This window comes from Aminobacter aganoensis, from assembly GCF_014206975.1.
Classification (GTDB): domain Bacteria; phylum Pseudomonadota; class Alphaproteobacteria; order Rhizobiales; family Rhizobiaceae; genus Aminobacter; species Aminobacter aganoensis.
Genome location: NZ_JACHOU010000001.1, coordinates 434058 through 457182 on the forward strand (window position 1 = coordinate 434058; position 23125 = coordinate 457182).

Sequence of the window (23125 nt, forward strand, 5' to 3'; positions counted from 1 at the left end):
ATCATTCGGACGTAGCGTGCAGGTGTAATTGAGGCGCGCGCGTAAATCGAAATATCACATGCCGTTGCAACGCTCTAACACGGCGGACAAGATCATTGTGGACCGCAGGAAACGCCATCGCAACAGCGATGTCGCGCGTGCTGTGCGCAAGACACGCGATCGCCTGTCGCAACAGCCCGGCGGGCTGGTCTTCGACCGCGAGCTGCTGAAACTCCACGCCAATTCGATCGTCGCCAACTCGGCAACGCTTCCACTGCTGATCGTCATCTTCGCCGGCATCGGACTGATGCTTGGCGCCGACGGCGACATCCTGGCCTGGGCGCTGATCGCCATCCTGGCCTATGTCGGCCTGGCCATCCTCGCGCGCCGCGCCGACGAGGCGGCAGCCGCCGTCATGCCGCCGTCGGCGATACGTCGCAATTTCCTCGTCGGCCACTTCGTCACCGGCCTGTCCTGGGCCTATCTGGCGGCGATGACGTGCGCGGCATGCGGACCCGACGTGCTGGCGATCGCCAAGGGCGTCTTCCTGCTCGTCGCCATGGCCGCGACCGCTATCGTGGCATCCTCGCTGCGCGGCGCGCTGGCCGTGACCTTCGCCGTGCCTGTCGCCGCCTATGCCGCTTTTGGTGCCAGGTTGACCGAGCCGCTGGGCATGCTCTTGGTGGCGTTACTGGTGGTGGCCCTGCCCTTCTTCTCCTATGTCGCCAAGACCATGAACCGCTCGGCGCTGATGCTGATGTCGTTTCGCTCCGAAATGGACGCGCTCATCGCCGAGCTTGAAACGGCAAAGGCCATGTCCGACGAGGCGCGCCGTCGCGCCGAAGACGCCAACCTCGCCAAGTCGCGCTTTCTCGCCACGATGAGCCACGAACTGCGCACGCCGCTCAACGCCATCCTCGGTTTCTCCGAGGTCATGGCCGGCGAGGTGCTGGGCCCGATCAACAGCCCGACCTACCGCGAATACTCCCGCGACATCCACGATTCCGGCCAGCATTTGCTCGATCTCATCAACGAGATCCTCGACCTGTCGCGCATCGAGGCCGGGCGCTACCAGCTCAATGAAGAACCCCAGCAGCTGCTTTCGATCGTCGAGGACTGCTGTCACATGATGGAGCTGAAGGCGCGCAACAAGGATTTGCGTATCATCGAGCAATTCGAGCCGGCGTTGCCGCGCATGCTTGGCGACGAGCGCGCCATCCGCCAGATCACGCTCAACCTGTTGTCCAACGCCATCAAGTTCTCCCCGACCGGCGGCGACATCCGCGTGCGGGTGGGCTGGACCGCCGGCGGCGGCCAGTACATCTCGGTCAAGGACAACGGACCAGGCATCCCCGCCGAGGAGATCCCGGTCGTGCTGTCGGCATTCGGCCAGGGCTCGATCGCCATCAAGAGCGCGGAACAGGGCACCGGCCTTGGCCTGCCCATCGTGCAAGGCCTGCTCGCGCTGCATGGCGGCGAGTTCGACCTTCGGTCGAAGCTGCGCGAGGGCACCGAAGCGATCGCCATCTTCCCGGCTGCGCGGGTGATCGACGGGTTGCCCAACATGCAGCCGCGCAGCGCGACGGGCAGCCGCTAGCTATTTGACGGCCGCGGCCATTCCGGAGCTGATCTGTGCCGCCGTCTTGACCAGGCCGGCGGCAAGGCCCGCCCCAACCGCTTCGCCATGGTCGATGCCGAGGCCCAGCAAGGGCCGGGCACCGAGCTTCGCCAGCAGCCGCGCATGGCCCGGCTCGGTCGACACATGCGAAAACATGCAATGGTCGAGCGCGGCAGGATTGGCCGAGTAGAGCACGGCGGCAGCGGCCGACGTCGCAAATCCATCGAGCAGCACCGGGATCTTTTCCATGCGCGCGGCAAGGATGGCACCGGCGATCGCCGCGAATTCGCGCCCGCCGAGGCGGCGCAGCACCTCGAACGGATCGTGGAGATGATCGCCATGCAGCGCCAGCGCGCGGTCGACGACCTCGGCCTTGCGTGCCTGCATCGCGGCATCGGCCCCGGAGCCGGGCCCAACCCAGTCCGCCCCCTTGCCACCGAACAGCGCCGCGGAAAGTGCCGCCGCAATCGTCGTGTTGGCGACGCCGAGGTCGCCGATGCAGAACAGGTCGGTGCCGCCGGCGATCGCTTCCATGCCGAACGCCATCGTGGCGGCACAACCGCGTTCATCGAGCGCCGGTTCCACGGTGATGTCTGCCGTAGGCAGGTGCAGCGCCAGATCGAACACCTTGAGCCCGAGATCGTGGGCGACGCAGATCTGGTTGATCGCCGCCCCGCCGGCAGCGCACAGTTCGACGCGTTGGGCCGTCGCTTCCATGGGCCGTGGCGAAACGCCCTGGGCAACCACGCCATGGTTGCCGGCAAAGATGGCGACAAGCGGCTTGAGCACTGTGGGCGGCGCGCGACCGGTCCAGCGTGCCAGCCAGGCAGCGATGTCTTCGATACGGCCGAGCGACCCCTTCGGCTTGTCGGCCTTGGCAAACAGCGACCATACCTTGCCGGCTTGAGCCACGTCGCCTTCAGGCAGGTGGGCAAACAGGTTGCGGAAATCGTCAAAAGGAGAAGCGCTGGTCATGATCGCGGGGCCTGCCGTTCAAAATGGTCGCCTGCGCAATAGCCCCCTCGCGGAACGAAAACAATCGCGGCATGGCGTCCGGTCGCCTGCGCCGTGGAAACTATGCGGCACGACACCGGGCGTCGGACTTGCATTCCCTTACCGGTTGCACCATGTGGGAGCGGCAGCCTGCATGTTGCGGCGGCGTGCGGCACCCTGCATAATCTGCACCAGCGCCACCGGATTCCACGATGACGGCCATCGAATCGCCCTGCATCCTCGTCTGCTCCATCGACATGGTCACCGGCTATTGCTTCGGTTGCGGGCGCACGCGTGAAGAGATCGGCGCCTGGCTCACAATGACGCCGGAAACGCGCCGCGCCGTGATGGCCGCGCTTCCGGCGCGACTCGAAACCGTAGAGCGCAAGCCGCGCCGCGAAACCCGTCGCACGCGCATGGCCCGCGAACGCGGCGCCGTCTGAGGATCTGCACAAAGAGATGAGCCGGCTTTACTGGATTGCCATAGCGGTGCTCGGCGGTGGACTGCTGCTCTTGCTGTTCAACGACACATCCGGCCAGACCCTTGGCCTCGACAATGACAGCTTCGGCCAGTTGATCTATCTCGGCGTGCTCGTCATGGTCATCGGGGCCGGCGTCCTGGCTCGGGGAACGCGGCTGGGCGACACGCTGAGAAGCCTGGCGATGTGGGTACTGATCGTGCTCGTGCTGGTCGCCGGCTATCAGTATCGCTACGAATTGCAGGATATCGCCAGCCGCGTGACCGCAGGCCTGGTGCCGGGCAGTCCGATATCGGCGCTGGACGGCGACGGCCGCGCCACCGTAACGCTCGACAAGCTGCCGAACGGGCATTTCGGCGCACGCCTGCAGATCAATGGCGCGACCATCCAGGCGATGGTCGACACCGGCGCCACAAGCACCGTGCTGACCGTGGCCGATGCCCGCCGCGCGGGTTTCGATCCCGAGAGCCTGAATTTCTCGGTTCCCGTGTCGACCGCCAACGGCATTGCCCATGCGGCGCGCATTACCGCAGGCAGCGTCCAGCTCGGCACCATCGAGCGCAAGAACCTGCCCATGCTCGTCGCCGACCAGGGCCTCGAGCAGAGCTTGCTGGGCATGAATTTCATCGGCTCGCTGTCGGGTTTCGACGTGCGCGGCGACCGGATGATCCTCCGCGACTGAGCCTTGATGCGTTACGCCGCTTCGCTTGCGCGGTTGAGCTCGACCGCGGCAAACGCCTGTCGCAACACCTCGGCACCGGCACCCGGCCTGGTCGCGCCCGTCGAGAGGATCTGGCGGAAGCGCCGGGCGCCGGCAAGGCCGTGGAACAATCCGACCATATGCCGCGTGACATGCCCGAGCCTGCCGCCGGCAGCGATGTGGCGAGCGGCATAGTCGGACATCGTGTCGACAAGGCCAGCGAAATCAAGATTTTCGGATGCCTCGCCGCGCAGCATCGCATCGACACCGGAAAGGATGCTCGGCGTGTGGTAGGCGGCGCGGCCAAGCATGACGCCGTCGACATGGCCAAGATGTGCCCGGGCTTCATCGAGCGTCTGAATACCACCGTTTATGCCTATGAACCGGTGGGGCATTCTGGCCTTAAGCCGATAGACGCGGCCATAGTTCAGCGGCGGGATATCGCGGTTTTCCTTGGGGCTGAGGCCTTCGAGCCACGCCTTGCGCGCATGCACCCAGAGCGCATCCGCACCGGCCGCGAAGACATCGTCGGCGAGCGTGTCCAGGGCCGGTTCGGGGTCCTGGTCGTCAACGCCGATGCGGCACTTCACCGTCACCGGGATTTTCACCGCGCCCTTCATGGCCGCAACACCTTCGGCTACCAGCCCCGGCGTTTTCATCAGGCAGGCGCCAAAGGTACCTGACTGCACCCGGTCGGACGGGCAGCCGACATTGAGGTTGATCTCGTCATAGCCGAAGTCTTCGCCGATGCGCGCCGCTTCGGCCAACTTCGCCGGATCGGAACCGCCGAGTTGCAGCGCCACGGGATGCTCGCAGTCGTCGAAACCCAAAAGCCGTTCGCGCGCGCCGTGGATCACGGCGTCAGCGACCACCATTTCGGTGTACAGCAGGGAATCGCGGGTCATCTGCCGGTGAAAATAGCGGCAGCAGCGATCGGTCCAGTCCATCATGGGTGCAACGGCGACGATCTTCGCGCCGTCGGCATAGAGTTTCGTCATGGCTTCTTCGATGTGCGTGAGGCAACGGTCGCCTTCAGATAAGGCCGCTCCCTATCACAACAAGGAGGCGGAGGCCAAATCGCCTTGCCTGCGCCAGGGCCGCTCTCGTCCGCCCAGCCGTCAGAAAGCCTCCGACTGAACTTCAGCGCTCATCCCCGCGAAGCGTCGCATCTCCAGGCCTGGGCTTCGGATCCGGCCGTGTCGCCACATAGAGGGCGCCGGCGGCGACAAAAACCGCGACGGCCGCGGCAACCAGTATATCGGGCTTGCCAAGCAGGAACACTCCATAGCCGAGAGCCATGCCCGTCCAGGCCATGATCTTGCCCCGGCGCGGAATGGCGCCTTCCTCGCGCCAGGCGCGCAAGGGCGGACCGAATCTCGGGTGGTCAAGCAACCATGCTTCGAACCGGGGCGACGAGCGGCCGAAACACCAGGCAGCGGCAATGAGGAAGATCGTCGTCGGCATGACCGGCAGGAATGCGCCGATGATGCCGAGGGCGAGCATCAGCATGCCCAGCGCAGTCAGGCCCGCCCGTCTCGCATTGAAGGCCGCGCCGTTGGCGGCGCGGCGAAACAGCGACGTCATCCTGCCTGACATGCCCTTGCGATGGCCTTCATCCAAAAGTCTCCCTTACCAGCCCATGCACGCAGCGGAATGCCGCCTCCGCCCCGGCGACGACGCGGTCTTCCTCTTCCTTGCTCAGTTCCAGAGCATCGAGTGCGGCCGTGAACGTGCGCCAGTGCAGACCGCGCCCTTCAGGCGCCGGCGCAAGATGCCTTGCGCCGAACGCTTCGGAAAGCCCAAGCTTGGCCGCCTCCTTCAAAAGGAAGGCCGCGCCGAGATTCGACCCTTCTGCAACATAGAGCCAGCCGAGCGCCGTCGGAAGATCGGCGTCGCCGTCAAAGACGGGAGCTTCGGCGACATCGGGCACTGCGATGCCCAGGTCGACAATGTCCTGGCCAATCAGGTCCAGGCGTCGCCGGCCGTCGAGATCCGGCAACAGCCCCTCTAGCACGGCACTCGAATACAGCGCATCGATATCGCGATGGAAGCTGTGCTGGACGGTCAGGAAGAGACCGTACCGCCGCCGATCCTCGAACGGTCGCCCGGCCATGATCGACGCGTCGAGACGCTCGTGAGTGGTGTTGGTCCGCGCCTTCAGGCGCTTGGCGCGGCTGGCCTCGACCGGCTTTTCGATGTCGATGGTCGTCATGGTCTTCTCTCACGAAACGAGCGGGAATACGCCGAAATCAGAACTTGGCCGTCAGGCCGGCGCGGAACGTCCGCCCCGGCGACGGCACGATGCTCGTCGACATCGGATCCAGGTAGTACCGATCGCCGACATTTTCGACGCTGAAATCGAGCGCCATGTCCTTGGTGAACTTGTAGCTGCCGAAGAGATCGACGATGACATTGCTGTAGTAAAACACCGGAGGATTGACGGACCCTGGCACCAGACCATAGCCGCCATAGCGCTGACCGAAGAAATAAGCGCGCGCACCGACAGTCAACTTTTCTTCGAACAGGCGCATGCCTGCGGTGACATTGCCGGAATATTTCGGTGGAATTCCCATCGCGCCATAGTCGGTGCCGATCTGGCCGATGCCGCAGCGCTGCACAGAACCACCCGGTGGTGTGTTGCAGAACTGCATGTCGTCATAGACGGTCAATCCACCTTCGACGAAGACTGTCCCCGTGTCGTAGGCAGCCGAGAATTCGTAGCCCGAGAACCGTGCGTCATCGATGTTGAGCCACGTGTAGAGACCCGCCGGACGCGCCCGAACCACATAGTCCTCATAGCTGTTGTCGAAGCGCGCGACCTTGAACCTGAGCGAGTCGCCAGAGACCAGCACATCGTCACGCATGAGGTTGATGCCGAACTCGAAGTTCTTCGACAGCTCCGGCTTCAGATCGGGATTGGGTACCAGATAATCTTGCTGGAATGCCGATGTCTCCCGCAGGCTCGGCGGCCGCCAGCCTTCGGTGTAGGTGCCGAACAGTTGCAGCCCGGTCAGGGGCGTGATCGTCACGCCGAGCGCCGGATTGAGCCGGCCATCAGACTTCTTCGCGAACCGGCTGGGGCCGACACCTTCGCTTTCGTAGTGGTCGTAGCGCAGGCTTCCCGACAGGGCTAGCCAATCGGTGACGTCCAGCTTGCTCTGGCTGAACACGCTCGCCAGCATCCGGTTCCCGTTCGGATTTGCACCGGCATAGCCCCAGTTGAAGGTGGCACCCTGCTCCCGGGCCTGTTCGTAGACGAACTCTGCTCCGGTTTTCAGGCTTAGCTCGCCGATGGCCGTATCCAGCTTGGACATGTTGGAAACATCGCCGCCGACGGTCCTGGCATGCGCCAGACCTTTGCCGCCACTCGACAGGCTGTTGACCCAGCTCTCGGTGTTGACGTCGGTGAACCAGAGGTTCGACTGGAAGTCGACGGTGTCGCTGCCTTCCGGCTGGTAGGCATAGCCCGCTTTGACCGTATGGGTCTTGGTGGTCGCCAGTTCCGCCTGCTCGAGCGGGAGATTGATGACGGACCCTGGCAGCGAGAAAGCCAAGGACGACTCATCGATATCGCCATAGTGGTTCTGGTAGTAGGTATAGCCGAGCGACAACGAGTGGCCATCTCCCCATCTGGCCTTGCCTTTGCTCAGGAACGACGTCACGTCCTGGGAAGTATTGAACACTTCTTGTCCTGGCCGATACGACGACAGTAGCGCCTCGCGCGGTGGCAGCCACGGCACCCTGGTGTCGCGATAGGTCGACTTGCCCTCGGAACCCGAGAAATAGTTGCCGGCGCGACGGCGCGAAACACCGACCACGAACTCATAATTGTCTTCCAGCATCGCTGCGGCGACGCTTCCGGACCATGCGTCGCCGTTGAAGAATTCGGAATCCGCCCGGCGCATCTGCCTGGCGCCCACGGCGGGCGGGTCGATGGTATTGCTGCCAAGGCTGCCCTTGACCCTGACACCACGGTTCTCGCCTTCCTTGACGATGTCGCGCGCCTCGATGGTGCGCATGTTGACCACGCCACCCATCGCTCCGACGCCGCCGGCACCGGCAAATGGTCCCTTGGAAATGTCGATGCCGCCTAGGAAATCAGGATCGACGTAGGTTTCGTTACGGCTTCCGCGATAGCCGCGGTAGGAATTGTTCGTCTGCCGCGTACCGTCGACCATGACGTTGACGCGGTTTTGCCCCTGCAGTCCGCGAATGTTGACGTCGACGGAGGCGCCGACGCGGTTGCCGGAAGCGACCACGCCGGGCGTCGAGCGGAACATGTCGCCAACCGAGGTCGGCGGCGTCCGCGAAATCTGCTCGGCGGAAATGTGGTTTACCGAGCCCGCCGTCTCGAATGGCGCATCGGCGGCGCCGCGCCCGCCCGTCACATCGATCACATCGAGCACCAGCGAGCCATCGGCAGCCGGCACAGCGTGCGCATTGGACACACGGTCGGAGATGACCACGGTTCGGCCCTCGATACGGTAGGACAGCCCGCTGCCGGCAAGCAGTCGCGCCGCTGCATCCGAAATCGTCAGCGACCCCGACACGCCCGGCGAGGTGAGCCCCCGCACCGCCGCCGCGTCGACCGAGACCTGCATGCCGGACTGCTGGCCAAGCTGGGTCAACGCGATCGCGAGCGGCTGCGCCGCAATCTGGAAGGTCCTTTGCTGAGCCGCGCTTGCCTGCTGCGCCGAAGCGAGATTGGTCCCACCCATGCCCGTCAATGCCGTTCCCACCATCAACGCAGCAAAAAATGCCCCGCCAAATCGTTCACTCTTCGTCTTGCACATGTCCTGCCGCACCCTGTTGTCCCAAGCGTGAGGGCTCGGCAAACGGCCGAACTCCCCTCTCATCACAAGGACGAAGCAGCCTTACGGATTTTCAGACAAAATCACTCATGTTTTCGAAAGAGCGGTTCGAGCAGCGGCTACCAGCTCGACACGACCGCCAGCCAGGGACTTATCTGGTGCACGTAGGCGCCATGTGCGACGGCGACGGCCGTGAGTGCGCCTATCGGTTCATTGAGGTTGTAGACACCGGTTACCCGTTGGCCGGCAATGGCGGCATCCGCCAGGACGATCCTGCCCCGGTAATACCTGCCCAAGGCCTCCGCCACCTCTCCGACCGAGCGGTCTTTCACGACAAGCATGCCGCTGCGCCATCCACCGGCGAGATCGGGCACGTCCCTGCCGCGCTCGACCTTGCCGGCGTGGCTGACGCGAACCCAGTCGCCGGCTTCGAGCGGCGCACCCGACACTTCCGCCGCGGTGGAAGAAGCAACAGCCACGCGCCCTCGATTGACGGCGATGGCGGTACCTTCGGCCATCATCCGCACATCGAAAGCCGTGCCCAGCACCGTCGTGTCGACGTCGCCCGCGTCGACACGAAACGGCCGCGCAGCGTCCGGCTCGACTTCGAAATAGGCCTCTCCCGTCAACAGCCGGATGTTGCGGGATGCCTGGTCGAAAGCCACCTCGATGGCACTGTCCGCCCCGAGATGGATCGTGCTGCCGTCTTCAAGCCGGATCTCGCGCGTCTGGGCAACGCCGGTCGAGTAATCGGCCTGCAGCCAGATGCGGATATCCTGTAGAAACACGGCTGCGACGCAGATCGTGGCGACAGCCAGAATCGACGCGGTGAAGTAGCCTCTGCGGCGAGTGCCGCGCGCCATGGGGGTTTTCGATGAAGACCGGCGCATGTGATCGCGGCGGCCAGCCATTTCGCGCGCTTCATGTGCCGCGCCCAGCACTTTCCACACATGGCGCGCCTCGGCCCAGGCCTTCACATGGTCCTCGCTGCTCGCAAGCCATGCCTCGAAGGCCGTTGCCACTTCTGCATCATCGGGCTTGTCTTCAAGCGCGATCATCCAGTGAAGCGCCGCTTCGGTCGACTGCGCCGTGTCCTGTCGCGGTTTAATCAGACTGTCTCCCAAGGAATTTCCGCCGATGATTGGCCTTCAACGAGGCCTCTAGGAATGGACGTTTGACGGGGCCGGATTTTCAACAGGCGGCAACGATCAGGCTTCATCGGCTAGTCGCTTCCGGCAATGCTCGAGCCCCTGATAGACAAGCGCATGCGCAAGCCCGACCGAAATGCCGAGATGCGCTGCGATGTCCTTCAGCTTAAAGCCCTCGAACCGGTGCATTTCGAGTGCAATGCGCGTGCGCTCCGGCAGCTCCGCCATGGCTTCCATGACGACACGCAGTTCGTCGCGGTAGGCAAGCACGTCCTCCTGCGATGGCCGATCCTCCGCGACTGCCTCGACATCCGCACTATCGGCGACATGCCTGCCCTCGACGGATCGGCGTCGTATCCAGTCGATCGCGAGATTGCGGATGATGCGGCGGAGATAGCCGACCGGCTCGTCCAGCGTGCGGCCGGCGCTAGCGGCATCAAGACGGAGAAACGCCTCCTGGACGACGTCTTCGCCGCGTGCGCGATCGCCGACGATCGCCGTTGCATAATCGACGAGTTCGACGCGGTGGGCGCGGTAGATGCTCAAGCTGTTGTCCGAATAGCCCACTCGAATGACCCTGCCGGCAGCACATCGGTGCCGGTTTGGAATTTTCAGATTCATGCGTGAGATGGCTTCGGGCTACTCAGCCGAGATCCATATTGGAATTGTCGGCGCGGCTCAAGTGCAGGCCTCGAGCCGCCGTTCTGCAAGCGGAATGGTGCCTCGTGCTCCGCGCTCAGCGCCGCGCGATGATGCGGCCGTCGACGTCCTTGATGTCGCGCAGGCCGCAGAAGGCCATGGTGATGTCGAGTTCCTTGCGGATGATGTCGAGACAGGTGGTCACCCCCGCCTCGCCGCCGGCGCCAAGGCCGTAGAGGAACGAACGGCCGATGAACACGCCCTTGGCGCCCAGGGCCACGGCCTTGATCACGTCCTGGCCGGAGCGGATGCCGCCATCCATCAGGACCTCAATGCGGTCGCCGACGGCGTCGACGATCGCCGGCAGCGCCGAGATCGAGGATATCGCGCCGTCGAGCTGGCGGCCGCCATGGTTGGACACGATCAGCGCGTCCGCTCCGCTCGCCGCTGCCTTCTCCGCGTCTTCGGGATCGAGAATGCCCTTGAGGATGAGCTTGCCGCCCCATTGGTCCTTGATCCACTTGACGTCGTCCCAGCTCAGCGCCGGGTCGAACTGTTCGGCCGTCCACGACGACAGCGAGCGCAGGTCGGTGACACCCTTGGCATGGCCGGCAATGTTTCGGAACGTGCGGCGGTTGGTGCGCAGCATGTTCAGGCACCAGCGTGGCTTGGTCGCCAGGTTGATGATGTTCGGAATCGTCATGCGCGGCGGCGTCGACAGGCCGTTGACGACATCCTTGTGGCGCTGCCCGAGGATCTGCAGATCGAGCGTCAGCACCAGCGCCGAGCATTTGGCTGCCTTGGCGCGGCGGATGAGGTTCATGACGAAGTCGCGATCCCGCATCACATAGAGCTGGAACCAGAACGGCTTGCTTGTGTTCTCGGCGACGTCCTCGATCGAGCAGATGCTCATCGTCGACAGCGTGAACGGAATGCCCGCCTTCTCGGCAGCCCGCGCGGCATGGATCTCGCCGTCGGCGTGCTGCATGCCGGTGAGCCCGGTCGGTGCGATCGCCACCGGCATCGATACCGTTTCGCCGACCATCGTCGTTTCGAGCGTGCGGTTGCGCATGTCGACGGCGACGCGCTGGCGCAGCTTGATCGGCACGAAGTCGCTCTCGTTCTCACGATAGGTGCTTTCGGTCCAGGCGCCGGAATCGCAATAGTCGTAGAACATGCGGGGCACGCGGCGCTTGGCGATTGCGCGAAGATCGGCGATCGAAGTTATCGGACGCGCCATTCCACTATGCTCCAGGATGCTGATGAGTTGCGACAGGCCGCGGCATGTAAGCCGCCTTCGCGACCGATGCCAAGGGCCGACCGGCAAGATGTTCGTCCGGATGTCGCAGACTTTCGTTCTATGCCGCGTGATCGAGGATATTGATGATGTTGCCGAGCGGGTCGCGGACGAAAAATCGCCTCACGCCCCAGGGCTCGTCGGCAAGATCGTAGACGATCTCATGCCCCGCAGCCTTCACCCGTCGATAGAGCTCGTCGACATCGTCGACCTCGATCGAAAGCACCGGCACCGGCGCGCCCGACCTCGCTGGCAACGCCGAGTTGCGGCATCATCGTACCACCGGTACCGAAGGTCAGGATCCAGCCGTGATCCATAAGGACATCGAGCCCGAGCAATTCGCCGTAGAACGTCTGTGCCGCCCTCGGGTCGGCTGCGTGGAGATTGGCGACGATGCGACGAACGGTTATGGCATGAGCCCTTTCTGAAATCAAAAGGGGCCCGATGGCCCCTTCTGGCACTTCGTGATTGTTCGCAATCAGGCGTTGGCCGCCATGACCGCGCGCTTGGCCATCACCACCACCAGGTTGGCGCGGTATTCGGGCGAAGCGTGCATATCGGCCATCAGGTTCTTCGACGGCACCGAAACGCCCTCGAGTGCCGACGCCTCGAACTTCTTGGCCAGCGCCGCCTCGATCTCCCTGGAGCGGAACACGCCGTCGTCGCCTGCCCCGGTCACTGCGGCCCGCACGCCTTCCTTGCCCTTGGTCACGAAGACGCCGGTCATGGCGTAGCGCGACGCGGGGTTGGGGAATTTCGCGTATCCGGCCTTGGCAGGTGCGGTGAAGGTGATGGCGGTGACGACCTCGTCGTCCTTGAGCGCGGTTTCGAACAGGCCCTTGAAGAACTTGTCGGCCGCGATCTGCCGCTTGTTGGTGACCACCGTCGCCCCCAGCGCCAGCAGCGCCGAGGGATAATCGGCGGCCGGATCGTTGTTGGCGACGGAGCCGCCGATCGTGCCGCGGTGCCTGACCGCCGGGTCGCCGATATGGCTGGCGAGAGCGGACAACGCCGGGCAGACCTTCTTCAGTTTCTCGTCCTTGGCAACGTCGAAATGCGTCGTTGCCGCACCGATGGTAACAGTCTTGCCCGATACCTTGATGCCCTTGAGGTCGGCAATATGGTTCAGGTCGACCAGGTCCGACGGTGCCGCGAGCCGGGTCTTCATCGCCGGGATCAGCGTCATGCCGCCAGAAAGGTACTTGGCGTCACCGGTCTTGATCTTCTTGACGGCATCCGCGACCGAGGTGGCGCGATGATAGTTGACGGAATACATGTGTCTTTCTCCCTTGGGGGAAAGAGCGAACAGGGCATAGCGAATAGCGAGCAGTTCGCATCCGCTTTCTACTTCCCTATTCACTACTCCCTATTCCCTATTCGCTTCTCTCAGTGCTTCGTGCCGGCGCGCAGTGCCGCCCAGACCTTGCTCGGGGTCGCCGGCATGGTCAGGTTTTCGTGGCCGAGCGCGTCGGTGATGGCGTTGATGACCGCCGGCGGCGAACCGATGGCGCCGGCCTCGCCACAACCCTTGATGCCGAGCGGATTGCCAGGACAAGGCGTGTTCGACGTCGAAATCTGGAACGACGGCAGGTCGTCGGCGCGCGGCATGGTGTAGTCCATGTAGCTTGCCGTCAGAAGCTGCCCGCTGCCGTCATAGACAGCCCCTTCCAGCAGCGCCTGGCCGACGCCCTGCGCGATACCGCCATGTACCTGCCCTTCGACGATCATCGGATTGATGATGTTGCCGAAATCGTCGGCGGCGACGAACTGCACGATGTCGGTCTTGCCCGTTTCGGGATCGATCTCGACCTCGCAGATGTAGCAGCCCGCCGGGAAGGTGAAGTTCGACGGGTCGTAGAACGCCGTCTCCTTCAGTCCGGGCTCCATGCCTGCCGGCAGATTGTGCGCGGTGTAGGCGGCAAGCGCCATCTGGAACCACGGCACGTTCTTGTCGGTGCCGGCAACCTTCAGCGCACCGTTCTCGATGACGATGTCGCCCTCGTCGGCCTCGAGCAGGTGTGCCGCGATCTTCTTGGCCTTGGCCTCGACCTTGTCGAGCGCTTTGACGATCGCCGACATGCCGACGGCGCCAGAACGCGAGCCATAGGTGCCCATGCCCATCTGCACCTTGTCGGTGTCGCCGTGAACGATCGACACCGAGTCGAGCGGCACGCCGAAACGCGAATTGACGAGCTGGGCGAACGTCGTCTCGTGGCCCTGGCCATGGCTGTGCGAGCCGGTCAGGACCTCGATGGTGCCGACTGCGTTGACGCGCACCTCGGCGGACTCCCACAAGCCCACACCCGCTCCAAGACTGCCCACCGCAGCCGACGGCGCAATGCCGCAGGCCTCGATGTAGCAGCTCATGCCGATGCCACGCACCTTGCCCTTCTTGGCTGCCGCCGACTTGCGCTTGGCAAAGCCGGCATAGTCGGCCTGCTTCATCGCCGCATCGAGCGAGGCGCCGTAGTCGCCGGCGTCATAGCACATGATGACTGGCGTCTGGTGGGGGAACTGCGTGACGAAGTTGCTGCGCCTGAGCTCGGCCGGCGACACGCCCAGTTCGCGCGCGGCGATCTCCATCGTGCGCTCGACCACGTAGGTTGCCTCGGGTCGCCCTGCCCCGCGATAGGCATCCACTGGTGCGGTATTGGTGTAGACCGTGCGCACATTGCCGTAGATCGCAGGGATGTTGTACTGGCCCGACAGCAGCGTCGCGTAGAGATAGGTCGGCGTCGCCGAGGAAAACAGCGACATGTAGGCGCCGAGATTGGCGATCGTGTCGACCTTCAGCCCGACGATCTTGTTGTTCTTGTCGAAGCCCATCTCGACGGTGGTGTGGTGGTCGCGGCCATGCGCGTCGGTCAGGAAGCTCTCGGTCCGATCGGCCACCCACTTGACCGGCACGCCGGTACGCTTCGAGGCCCACAGGCAGACGATCTCTTCAGGATAGATATAGATCTTGGAGCCGAAGCCGCCGCCGACGTCCGGCGCGATGACGCGCAGCTTGTTCTCCGGCGCGACATTGTAGAACGCGCTCATCACCAGGCGGGCAACATGCGGATTCTGCGACGTCGTCCAGCAGGTGTAGTGATCCTCGGCCTTGTCGTAGTGTCCGAGGGCAGCCCGCGGTTCCATCGCATTGGGAACCAGGCGATTGTTGACGATCTCGACGCGCGTGACATGGGCGGCCGACTTGAGCGCCGCATCGGCCGCTGCGGCATCGCCGATGCCCCAGTCGAATATCAGGTTGCCATCCGCCTCGGGATGGAGCTGCGGCGCGCCCTTGCCCAGCGCCTCGACGGCATCCGACACCGACTTGCGCTCCTTGTAGGTGATCTCGACGGCTTCCGCGGCATCGCGCGCCTGGCCCTTGGTCTCGGCCACCACGATGACGACGGCGTCACCGACATAGCGCACCCGGTCGACCGCCAGCGGCGACCATGCGCCCATCTTCATCGGCGATCCGTCCTTGGAATGGATCATCCAGCCGCAGATCAGGTTGCCGATGCCGTCAGCCTTGAGCTGCTTGCCGGTGAGCACGCCGATCACGCCCGGCATGGCTTCCGCCGCCTTGACGTCGATCTTCTTGATGTCGGCATGGGCGTGCGGGCTGCGCACGAATGCCGCGTGCTTCATGCCGGGCACGACCATGTCGTCGACATAGCGCCCCGCGCCGGTGATGAACCTTTTGTCTTCCTTGCGCGCCACCCGCGCGCCGATACCTTCGATTCCCATTTCAATTCCTCCCGAACCTGAAAAAGCGAATAGCGAATAGTGAGTAGCGAATGGTGGGAAGTGGTGACGGCAGCGGTGGGGCAAAACCCCTACTCGCTACTCGCTACTCCCTAGTCCCTCATCTTCTCACGCCGCCTTCTTCGCCTTGCTCCTGGACGCCTTCGACATCGTCTTCGAAGCGGCGAGGATCGCCTTGACGATGTTGTGGTAGCCGGTGCAGCGGCAGATGTTGCCTTCGAGTTCCGCGCGCACGGTGGCGTCGTCGAGCCCTTCGGGATGCCGGCGGATCATGTCGGTCGCGGTCATGATCATGCCCGGCGTACAGAAACCGCATTGCAGGCCATGATGCTCCTTGAACGCGGCCTGGACCGGATGCAGGTCGGCGCCGTTGGCGAGCCCCTCGATGGTGGTGATGGTCGACCCGGAGGCCTGCGCTGCAAGCATGGTGCAGGATTTCATCGCCTTGCCGTCGACATGGACGACGCAGGCGCCGCATTGTGACGTGTCGCACCCGACATGGGTGCCGGTCAGGCCCAGATGCTCGCGCAGGAAATGGACTAGAAGCGTGCGGTCCTCCACCGCGCCGCTGACCTTTCGGCCATTGACGACCAAAGATACCTCCGACATGAAACCTCCCACTGTTGCCGCGACCGGCCAGGCAGACCCCGCACCCGTCAGGTGGCCAAATCCTATCCCCGCAAATTAAGGCTGCAAGCGGCTTTTTGGGTCCAGACACGCATTGCGTGCATGCCAGCGAAGAAAATGCGGCAGGTTTTGCTGCCGGCACCACTTGCGACGATTTGGCCGGGCCAGCAACGGCAGACACCACGGATGTCGATTGGAAGTGGAATGCGCGGTCGGATCATGCCAAAAGCCTGCATCACATCGATGGGAGGCTGACCTTGGCCGCTTTCGCATTCGCCCCATCCGAACCGGCTTCTGTCGCCGTCTCGGGATCAGCCGAACGCTTTCCGGTCCGGCGCATCCTTTGCGTCGGCCGCAACTATGCTGCGCATGCGCGCGAAATGGGCAGCGACCCGGATCGCGAGCCGCCCTTCTTCTTCGGCAAGCCGGCCGACGCCGTGGTCGATGGCGGCGCCACGATCCCCTATCCGCCGCTCACCAACGACCTGCATCATGAGATCGAACTGGTGGTCGCCGTCGGCCGCGGCGGTTCCGACATCGACACCAAGGATGCGCTGAATCACGTCTGGGGCTATGCCACCGGCATCGACTTGACCCGTCGCGACCTGCAGGACACGGCCAAGAAGCTTGGCCGCCCCTGGGACTGGGCCAAGGGCTTCGACCGCTCGGCGCCATGCGGGCCGCTCGTCCGCGCATCCGAGATCGGCCACCCGACGAAAGGCCGCATCTGGCTTGCCGTCAATGGCGAGACCAGGCAGCAGGGCGACCTCGCCGACATGATCTGGTCCGTACCGGAGATCATCGCCATCTGCAGCCAATCGATCGAACTGAAGGCCGGCGACCTGATCTTCACCGGCACGCCGGCCGGCGTCGGCGCGGTCGGTCCCGGCGACCGCATCACCGGCGGCGTCGATGGTGTCGGCGAAATCGCGATTTCGATCGCAGCACGGTAGCCAGCAGTTCAGGCCGTCGCCTTCTTGCGCCGCTCATAGAGCATGATCAGCGTCTCGGCGACGAGCGCCGGCTTGGCCTCGCCCTCGATGGTGTTTTCACCCTTGATCAGATATTGCCCCGGCCCCTTGTCTTCCATCGATATCAGCACCGAGCGCATGCGCACCCGCGAGCCGACCTTTACCGGTGCCACGAAGCGCACCTTGTCGAGGCCATAGTTGAAGGCAGCCTGGGTATGGGCGGGAATGACGCCCATGTCCTGGATGAACGCCCCGATCATCGACAGCGTCAGGAAGCCATGGGCGATTGTCGTGCGAAACGGGCTCTGGCGGCGCGCGCGCTCGGGGTCGACATGGATCCACTGGCGGTCGCCGGTGGATTCGGCAAAGCCGTCGATGCGGCCCTGGTCGACGACCAGCCAGTCGGAAACGCCGAGTTCCTGCCCGATCTTCGCGCGCAGTTCCTCATAGGTTTCGATGGGTTTCGACACGCTTCCTCCCCCGTGTCCGGCAACACCTGGCCTGTGGGGACCATGAACGGAGAGCCCTTGTCAACCTTTGGCAGGCCCCGCCGAGGCTATTCGGCCGCCTCGCGTTCGGCGACGTCGTCGGTCCTCTCAGGGTCGCCCAGGGCAGTTTCGCAGCCGAGTTCGGGAAAAGCCACCGAGCGCTTGCCGTGGAAGTCGGTGCGCACGACAACCAGCCCCTGCTCCTCGAAATAGGTGAGCAGACGCCGCGCCCGGCGGGCCGAATGGCTGCCATAGGCGTGCGCGACGGCTGCGTCAGACGGGCAAGGCGCACCCTTCACCGCCGCCTGGGCTACGATAAGGAAAACCGCTTGCAGGTCTTCGGGCAAAGCGGCGGACATGCCGAGCGCCTGCTGCCAGGTGTCGCTCGATGCCGTCTCGTCGTCGATGCCCGACCGTGCCACCGCGTAGCGGCGGCGGAAGACCGACAATGCAGGCGCTTCGCCCTGCACGCGCTTGATGCGGCAGCGGACCAAAAAGTCCTGGTAGAGCACGGCGTCGGTGCGGAACGCAGCATCCGGGTCCTCGACCATCTCGCGCACGATGGTGTCGATCAGCGCCTCGCGCTCGGCTTCGTCGAACAGGGGGAAAATCGGCTCGGCCACCGGCGCCGATGCCTCGGCGCGCACCTGCGAAAGCTGGGCAATGATGTCGGCCGTCGGCGTCGGTGTGGGCGGCGGCGGACGCCGCACCGGGTGACGCGCTTCCAGCGGAGCGGGTGCGAAAATCAGCTCGCGCGTGTCGTCGCTGGCATCGGGCAGCGGCATCAGCTTGGGGCTGACCGAACGTGCCGACGTTTCGACGGGACCGATGGCGACAGGAAGGGGCCGGCGCGACATCGCCGGTCCGAGAGCCACGAAATTGCCGCGCGCCAGGTCGCGGAACATCTCCGCCTGCCGACGCTCCATGCCGAGCAGGTCGGCGGCGCGGGCCATGTCGATGTCGAGGAAGGTGCGGCCCATCAGGAAATTGGACGCTTCGGCGGCAACGTTCTTGGCGAGTTTTGCCAGGCGCTGCGTGGCGATGACACCGGCCAGTCCGCGCTTGCGGCCGCGGCACATCAGGTTGGTCATGGCACCCAGCGAGATCTTGCGCGCCTCGTCGGACACCTCGCCGGCCACCGCCGGCGCGAACAGCTGCGCCTCGTCGACGACCACGAGCACGGGATACCAGAAGTCACGCTCGGCATCGAACATGCCGTTGAGGAACGCGGCCGCGCCGCGCATCTGCTGCTCGACATCGAGGCCTTCGAGGTTGAGCACGACGGAAACGCGATGCTGGCGGATACGGCCGGCGATGCGGGTGAGTTCTGCCTCGGTGCGCTGGGCGTCGACGACGACATGGCCGAAGCGATCGGCAAGGGTGACGAAATCGCCTTCGGGATCGATGACGCACTGCTGCACCCAGGGCGCGCTCTGCTCGAGCAGGCGGCGCAGGAGATGCGACTTCCCCGAGCCCGAATTGCCTTGGACCAGCAATCGGGTCGCCAGCAACTCTTCGAGATCAAGCTGAGCCTTCGTCCCGCCGGACGCCGCCCCCATCTCGATGCCTACCTTCATCCTTTTCCCCGGTCGAATCCTGCCGCGTAAGCCCGCGAATCAAACCCGATTCCCGGCAGGCACAACACGCAGATTCAATGCGTTAAGACGCATTTGTGCATCCGGACGGACGCACTGCGTTCCAATGGTGATCTGCCTTCCTTAGCACCCGAGGGCCGGCATTGCGCGGCCCGTCTTGCGAAACCCACAACAGAGGTGGGCCGCACGCGCGCCGGATCCGGCCTGGAAAAGCTACTTCTTCTTGTCGTAGCTGTCGCGGACCTCCTGCATCGACTCGCGAATGCGCTCGCGCAGGATCTCGACCGATTCCGAACCCGACTTGCGCACGATGTCGGCAACCTCGCCGGCATTCTTGAGCGCGGCCTCGAATGATCGCCTGGCGAAATCGGCCTGCTTGCCGAGCATTTCCTGCGGATTGCCCGGCGCCCGCAATCCTTGGGCGGCCTCGGTCACCTCCTGCAATGCGCTCTGGATCATCTCGCGCTGCTTGGCGATCAGCGACGAAGCCCCCGAAGCACCTGCCTTCACCGATTTTTCCAGCGCCTCGAGATTCTTGCGGTGATGGCTGACGATGTCGTCGACATCGACCGCGGGCATTTTCAGATCGCGGCCGAACTTCGAAAACATGTCCATGAAGGATTCAGGTTCCGGCTTCTTGGCCATGGCTCGCTCCCATTTGGCTCCGGACCGTCCCGGAGGTCGCAAGGCCAGAATAGACAAGCCGCGGGCTTGGTCAATTCGCCAGCAAGAGCAGTTCGGCGGAATAGAGCGCAAGGCCCGCAAGGCCGCCGATCAGCATGCCGTTGAAACGGATATACTGCAGGTCGCGACCGATGTTGATCTCCATCAGCCGGGTCAGCTGGCCAAGGTCCCAGCGCCTGACCTGTTCGGCAATGAAGCCCGAGACGCCGCTTTTCTGGCTCTCGACGAAGGACGCAAGCGCGACCACGAAACCGGTGTTCATGTCGGCGCGAATCTGCGGATCACGCGCCAGGTTCTGGCCGACCTCGACGAACAGGTTGGTCAAGTGCTTTCGCGTCATCGAGTCCGGCGATGCCACATCCTGCTCGATGAAACCGCGCATGCTCTTCCACACGTCGAGGGCCAGTCCGCGCAGTTCGGGACGGGCGAGGAAATTGCGCTTCAGCTGTTCGGCGCGCTTGGCATAATCGGGCGAATGGCGAAGCTGATCGATGAAGCCATGGACAAAGCGGTCGAACTCGCCGCGCAGCGGATGATCGGGATCGGCCCGGACCTCCTCCAGCAAGGTGGCTGCGGACGCGACGATGCGCTTGAGCAGATAGGCGTCGGCACGGAACCGGTTGAAGACGGAAGGCAGCTCCTCCCTGATCTTTTCGCGCAGCACGGCCAGCGCCTGCTCGTCGCTCAGGAAATTGCCGATGATCTTGGTGAACTCGTCCAGCATGCGCTGGTGCCGGCGATCATCCGTGAAAGCCGACAGCAGCTCCGCCGCCAGCGGCGCCACATCAATCTTGCCGAGGCGATCGAGCATGCGGCGCGTGGCGAATTCGCGCAGCCCGGAGCCTTCGATCGCCTGGAGCATCTGCGGGACCAGCCGGCCGACGAAACGCGACAGCCCCTCCGCCCGGCTGCGATCCGACAGCCAGTCGGCGACGAGGGCTGCGAAATCCACCTCCTTCAGCTTCTGCCGCACCGGCTCGGGCGCCAGAAAGTTGGCCTCGATGAAGCGGCCGAGATTTTCGGCGATCCGGTTCTGGTTGGAGGGGATGATGGCCGTATGCGGTATCGGCAACCCAAGCGGCCGCTTGAACAGGGCAACGACGGCGTACCAATCCGCCAGCCCGCCTATGGTGGCCGCCTCGGCGAAGGCGGCGACAAAGCCAAGCCAGGGCCAGCGTCCCTGCAGCGACTTTGCGATCGCGAACACGCACACGCACACGACCAGGGCGGCAGTCGCCAGAAACTTGGTCCTGCGCAGCGCTGCCAGCTTTTCGGCATCGACGGCTTTGGCGGAAGGTGTCATGCCGGCCGGAAGGGCCTGGCTTTGCGGTGAGGACATCGGTCGCCTTCCCTGTTCGTCACAGGGACTATATCGGCACAGCCTCTCACCGCTTCAATTCGAAAAGCGAACCTAGGCGGCGATGGCCTTGCCGACCTTGCGGCGTCCGAAGTCTGCCGGCGCGAGAAAGCCCATATCGGGATCGGCCGCTCCGTCCGCGTCGAGTTCGATGATGCCGTTGGTCTCGCCCTGCGCGAAACTCAGCTTGGCATTGAAGCGACGGGCCAAGGCCCTCATCGCGGAATTGTTGGCGTGTGTCGTCACCTGCAACCGGGTGTAGCCCAGCCCCTTCGCCTGGGCGATGATCCGCCGGAACAGGCGCCCGCCGATCCCCCTGTGCTGCAACTGGCTCTCGACGCTGAACGCGATCTCGGCCGTGGGCTCGCGCTCCTCCGGGCGTTCATGCAGTTCGGCCGCGCCCAAAACCTTGTCACCCTCGACATAGGCGATGACAATCACCCCCTGGTGGAAGCTGCGATCGGCATAGGAGCGGAGAAAGCCGTCGTCGGTCAGGCCGTTGAAGCGGTCGCGGCGGCTCTGCGCGTCAAGTCTCAGCAGATGTTCGGCAAAGCGGGGCAGATCGGATGGCCTGAGCTGGCGGATGATCCCCGTCAGCGGCCGTTGAGCTTGCTTGATCTGTTCCATGTCGTAGTCCTCATGGGTTCCTCCCCAGAGTCTTCGACTCCCGACATCGGCAATATTGTGCCATGCAGCAATAACTTCAACCCGTGAGCCCGGTCAGGAATGCAAGGCTGGCCTGCGTCCGGTGCGGGGCCGCAATTGCAGTTAACTGATGTTTCCTGTCCAGATTTGTTGACATCGCTTGTCTGGAATTGTTCTAAGGTGTAGGCCATATAAGAAGCCTGTCCGCGCCACAGCGAGGAATCACCAATGCGTCTTACCCGCCAGACCAACTACGCCATGCGCATCCTGATGTATTGCGCGGCCAATGAGGGCCGGCTGAGCCGTGTCCCAGAGATCGCAGCCGCCTACACGGTGTCGGAGCTGTTTCTGTTCAAGATCCTCCAGCCTCTGGTCGAGGCCAAGCTGGTGGAAACCGTCCGCGGCCGCAATGGCGGCGTGCGGCTGGCCAAGCCAGCCGACCAGATATCGCTTTTCGATGTGGTGCGCGTCACCGAAGAGAGCTTCGCCATGGCGGAGTGCTTTGAAAGTGACGCAGCCGAATGCCCGCTGGTCGACAGTTGCGGGCTCAATTCGGCGCTTCGCGAAGCGCTGAATGCGTTTTTCGAAGTCCTTGGCCGCTACACGATCGCGGATCTGGTCGCTGCGCGTCCCAACATGCGCGATCTGTTGGGCATCGATTTCACTCCGCCCCGCGCCCTGGCCGGCTAGCTCGACACCGATATCGCAAGCCCCGGCCACACGAAGGCGCTTCGTGGTGGTTGCGCCGGGGCAGCCGCGTCGCTACATGCGCGGCATGAAAGTCAAGGACGCCGACATCATCATCGTCCCCGGATACACCAGTTCCGGGCCCACCCACTGGCAAAGCCGTTGGGAGGAAAAGCTGTCGACTGCGCGCCGTGTCGAGCAGGACGAATGGTCCAAGCCGGTGCGCGGGGACTGGACGGCCAAGGTCATCGATGCCGTGAACGCCGCCGAGCGGCCGGTCGTGCTCGTTGCCCATTCGCTGGGCATACCGACGGTGATCCATGCCATTCCAGGCTTCAAGAAGCGCGTCGCGGGCGGATTTTTCGTTGCCCCGCCGGATGTTTCCAACCCGGCTATGAAGCCAAAGCACCTGATAACGTTCGGCCCCTATCCGCGCGACCCTTTGCCGTTTCCGTCCGTGGTGATCGCCAGCCGCAACGATCCCTATTGCGCCCACGACGTTGCGGAAGACATCGCCGCCGCCTGGGGTTCGCTGTTCGTCGATGCGGGCGAATCCGGTCACATCAATTCGGATTCCGGCCACGGGCCGTGGCCGGAGGGATCGATGGTGTTTGCGCAGTTCCTGTCGCGCCTGGAAGGCTGACGGGCGCT

At 64.1% G+C, this 23125-nt stretch carries 22 protein-coding genes and 1 pseudogene; 6 read left to right on the plus strand and 17 right to left on the minus strand.

Annotation, left to right across the window (positions count from 1 at the left end):
- Positions 1-58: 58 nt before the first annotated feature.
- Positions 59-1576 carry a sensor histidine kinase gene (locus tag GGR00_RS02110; protein ID WP_184697552.1) on the plus strand — a complete coding sequence of 506 codons (1518 nt, stop codon included), beginning with the start codon at positions 59-61 and terminating at the stop codon, positions 1574-1576.
- Here the strand turns inward: GGR00_RS02110 and GGR00_RS02115 are convergent, their stop codons facing one another.
- Positions 1577-2572 (minus strand): nicotinate-nucleotide--dimethylbenzimidazole phosphoribosyltransferase, encoded by a 996-nt coding sequence (locus GGR00_RS02115; protein WP_055977351.1) that lies wholly within the window; start codon positions 2570-2572, stop codon positions 1577-1579.
- Between the two features lie 230 nt (positions 2573-2802).
- On the opposite strand from GGR00_RS02115, the gene GGR00_RS02120 reads away from it, so the two are divergent.
- Together GGR00_RS02120 and GGR00_RS02125 are read left to right on the plus strand one after the other, a co-directional pair.
- A complete protein-coding gene (locus tag GGR00_RS02120) occupies positions 2803-3033 on the plus strand; it encodes a DUF1289 domain-containing protein (protein ID WP_055977355.1) in 231 nt (76 codons plus the stop codon).
- 16 nt (positions 3034-3049) lie between these two features.
- The gene (locus GGR00_RS02125) at positions 3050-3751 is read left to right on the plus strand and encodes a TIGR02281 family clan AA aspartic protease (protein WP_055977358.1); all 702 of its coding nucleotides are present in this window, start codon (positions 3050-3052) and stop codon (positions 3749-3751) included.
- Positions 3752-3762: 11 nt separating this feature from the next.
- Here the strand turns inward: GGR00_RS02125 and dusA are convergent, their stop codons facing one another.
- The 11 genes and pseudogenes from dusA to GGR00_RS02180 all read right to left on the minus strand — a co-directional run bounded on the left by dusA (position 3763) and on the right by GGR00_RS02180 (position 16029).
- A complete protein-coding gene (dusA, locus tag GGR00_RS02130; RefSeq protein ID WP_184697553.1) occupies positions 3763-4767 on the minus strand; it encodes a tRNA dihydrouridine(20/20a) synthase DusA in 1005 nt (334 codons plus the stop codon).
- A 142-nt stretch (positions 4768-4909) separates the two neighbouring features.
- Complete coding sequence (locus GGR00_RS02135; protein WP_082496368.1) at positions 4910-5365, minus strand: YbaN family protein; 456 nt, start codon at positions 5363-5365, stop codon at positions 4910-4912.
- A 16-nt stretch (positions 5366-5381) separates the two neighbouring features.
- Positions 5382-5981, minus strand: a complete 600-nt coding sequence (locus GGR00_RS02140; RefSeq protein WP_184697557.1) for a biliverdin-producing heme oxygenase — start codon at positions 5979-5981, stop codon at positions 5382-5384.
- Between the two features lie 37 nt (positions 5982-6018).
- The gene (locus tag GGR00_RS02145; protein ID WP_184697560.1) at positions 6019-8487 is read right to left on the minus strand and encodes a TonB-dependent receptor; all 2469 of its coding nucleotides are present in this window, start codon (positions 8485-8487) and stop codon (positions 6019-6021) included.
- A 212-nt stretch (positions 8488-8699) separates the two neighbouring features.
- Positions 8700-9704 (minus strand): FecR family protein, encoded by a 1005-nt coding sequence (locus GGR00_RS02150; RefSeq protein WP_184697563.1) that lies wholly within the window; start codon positions 9702-9704, stop codon positions 8700-8702.
- A gap of 84 nt (positions 9705-9788) precedes the next feature.
- Positions 9789-10274 (minus strand): sigma-70 family RNA polymerase sigma factor, encoded by a 486-nt coding sequence (locus GGR00_RS02155; protein ID WP_210309402.1) that lies wholly within the window; start codon positions 10272-10274, stop codon positions 9789-9791.
- A 190-nt stretch (positions 10275-10464) separates the two neighbouring features.
- Entirely contained in the window at positions 10465-11607 is a 1143-nt protein-coding gene (locus GGR00_RS02160) for an alpha-hydroxy acid oxidase (protein ID WP_184697569.1), read from the minus strand.
- Between the two features lie 118 nt (positions 11608-11725).
- Positions 11726-12074, minus strand: a pseudogene (locus tag GGR00_RS02165) (VOC family protein).
- 68 nt (positions 12075-12142) lie between these two features.
- Positions 12143-12940, minus strand: coding sequence for an FAD binding domain-containing protein (locus tag GGR00_RS02170; RefSeq protein WP_184697572.1), 798 nt, complete (start codon positions 12938-12940; stop codon positions 12143-12145).
- Positions 12941-13050: 110 nt separating this feature from the next.
- On the minus strand, positions 13051-15402 hold the full coding sequence (locus GGR00_RS02175; RefSeq protein WP_184697575.1) for a xanthine dehydrogenase family protein molybdopterin-binding subunit: 2352 nt from the start codon (positions 15400-15402) through the stop codon (positions 13051-13053).
- Positions 15403-15528: 126 nt separating this feature from the next.
- Positions 15529-16029, minus strand: coding sequence for a (2Fe-2S)-binding protein (locus GGR00_RS02180; protein ID WP_184697578.1), 501 nt, complete (start codon positions 16027-16029; stop codon positions 15529-15531).
- A 275-nt stretch (positions 16030-16304) separates the two neighbouring features.
- On the opposite strand from GGR00_RS02180, the gene GGR00_RS02185 reads away from it, so the two are divergent.
- Positions 16305-17000, plus strand: a complete 696-nt coding sequence (locus tag GGR00_RS02185; protein WP_184697581.1) for a fumarylacetoacetate hydrolase family protein — start codon at positions 16305-16307, stop codon at positions 16998-17000.
- Between the two features lie 8 nt (positions 17001-17008).
- Here GGR00_RS02185 and GGR00_RS02190 read toward each other — a convergent pair whose 3' ends face one another.
- The 5 genes from GGR00_RS02190 to GGR00_RS02210 all read right to left on the minus strand — a co-directional run bounded on the left by GGR00_RS02190 (position 17009) and on the right by GGR00_RS02210 (position 21769).
- Positions 17009-17488 carry a MaoC/PaaZ C-terminal domain-containing protein gene (locus GGR00_RS02190; RefSeq protein ID WP_184697584.1) on the minus strand — a complete coding sequence of 160 codons (480 nt, stop codon included), beginning with the start codon at positions 17486-17488 and terminating at the stop codon, positions 17009-17011.
- A gap of 86 nt (positions 17489-17574) precedes the next feature.
- Positions 17575-19083, minus strand: coding sequence for a helicase HerA domain-containing protein (locus tag GGR00_RS02195; protein WP_184697587.1), 1509 nt, complete (start codon positions 19081-19083; stop codon positions 17575-17577).
- A 231-nt stretch (positions 19084-19314) separates the two neighbouring features.
- Complete coding sequence (locus tag GGR00_RS02200) at positions 19315-19746, minus strand: phasin family protein (RefSeq protein ID WP_184697590.1); 432 nt, start codon at positions 19744-19746, stop codon at positions 19315-19317.
- Between the two features lie 70 nt (positions 19747-19816).
- A complete protein-coding gene (locus tag GGR00_RS02205) occupies positions 19817-21124 on the minus strand; it encodes a DUF445 domain-containing protein (RefSeq protein WP_184697593.1) in 1308 nt (435 codons plus the stop codon).
- Between the two features lie 72 nt (positions 21125-21196).
- Positions 21197-21769 (minus strand): GNAT family N-acetyltransferase, encoded by a 573-nt coding sequence (locus tag GGR00_RS02210; protein WP_055968970.1) that lies wholly within the window; start codon positions 21767-21769, stop codon positions 21197-21199.
- A 246-nt stretch (positions 21770-22015) separates the two neighbouring features.
- On the opposite strand from GGR00_RS02210, the gene rirA reads away from it, so the two are divergent.
- Both rirA and GGR00_RS02220 read left to right on the plus strand, forming a co-directional pair.
- Positions 22016-22477: an iron-responsive transcriptional regulator RirA gene (gene rirA / locus GGR00_RS02215; RefSeq protein WP_055968972.1), complete on the plus strand. Its 462-nt coding sequence runs from the start codon at positions 22016-22018 to the stop codon at positions 22475-22477.
- An 85-nt stretch (positions 22478-22562) separates the two neighbouring features.
- The gene (locus tag GGR00_RS02220) at positions 22563-23117 is read left to right on the plus strand and encodes an RBBP9/YdeN family alpha/beta hydrolase (RefSeq protein WP_184698062.1); all 555 of its coding nucleotides are present in this window, start codon (positions 22563-22565) and stop codon (positions 23115-23117) included.
- Positions 23118-23125 lie beyond the last annotated feature (8 nt).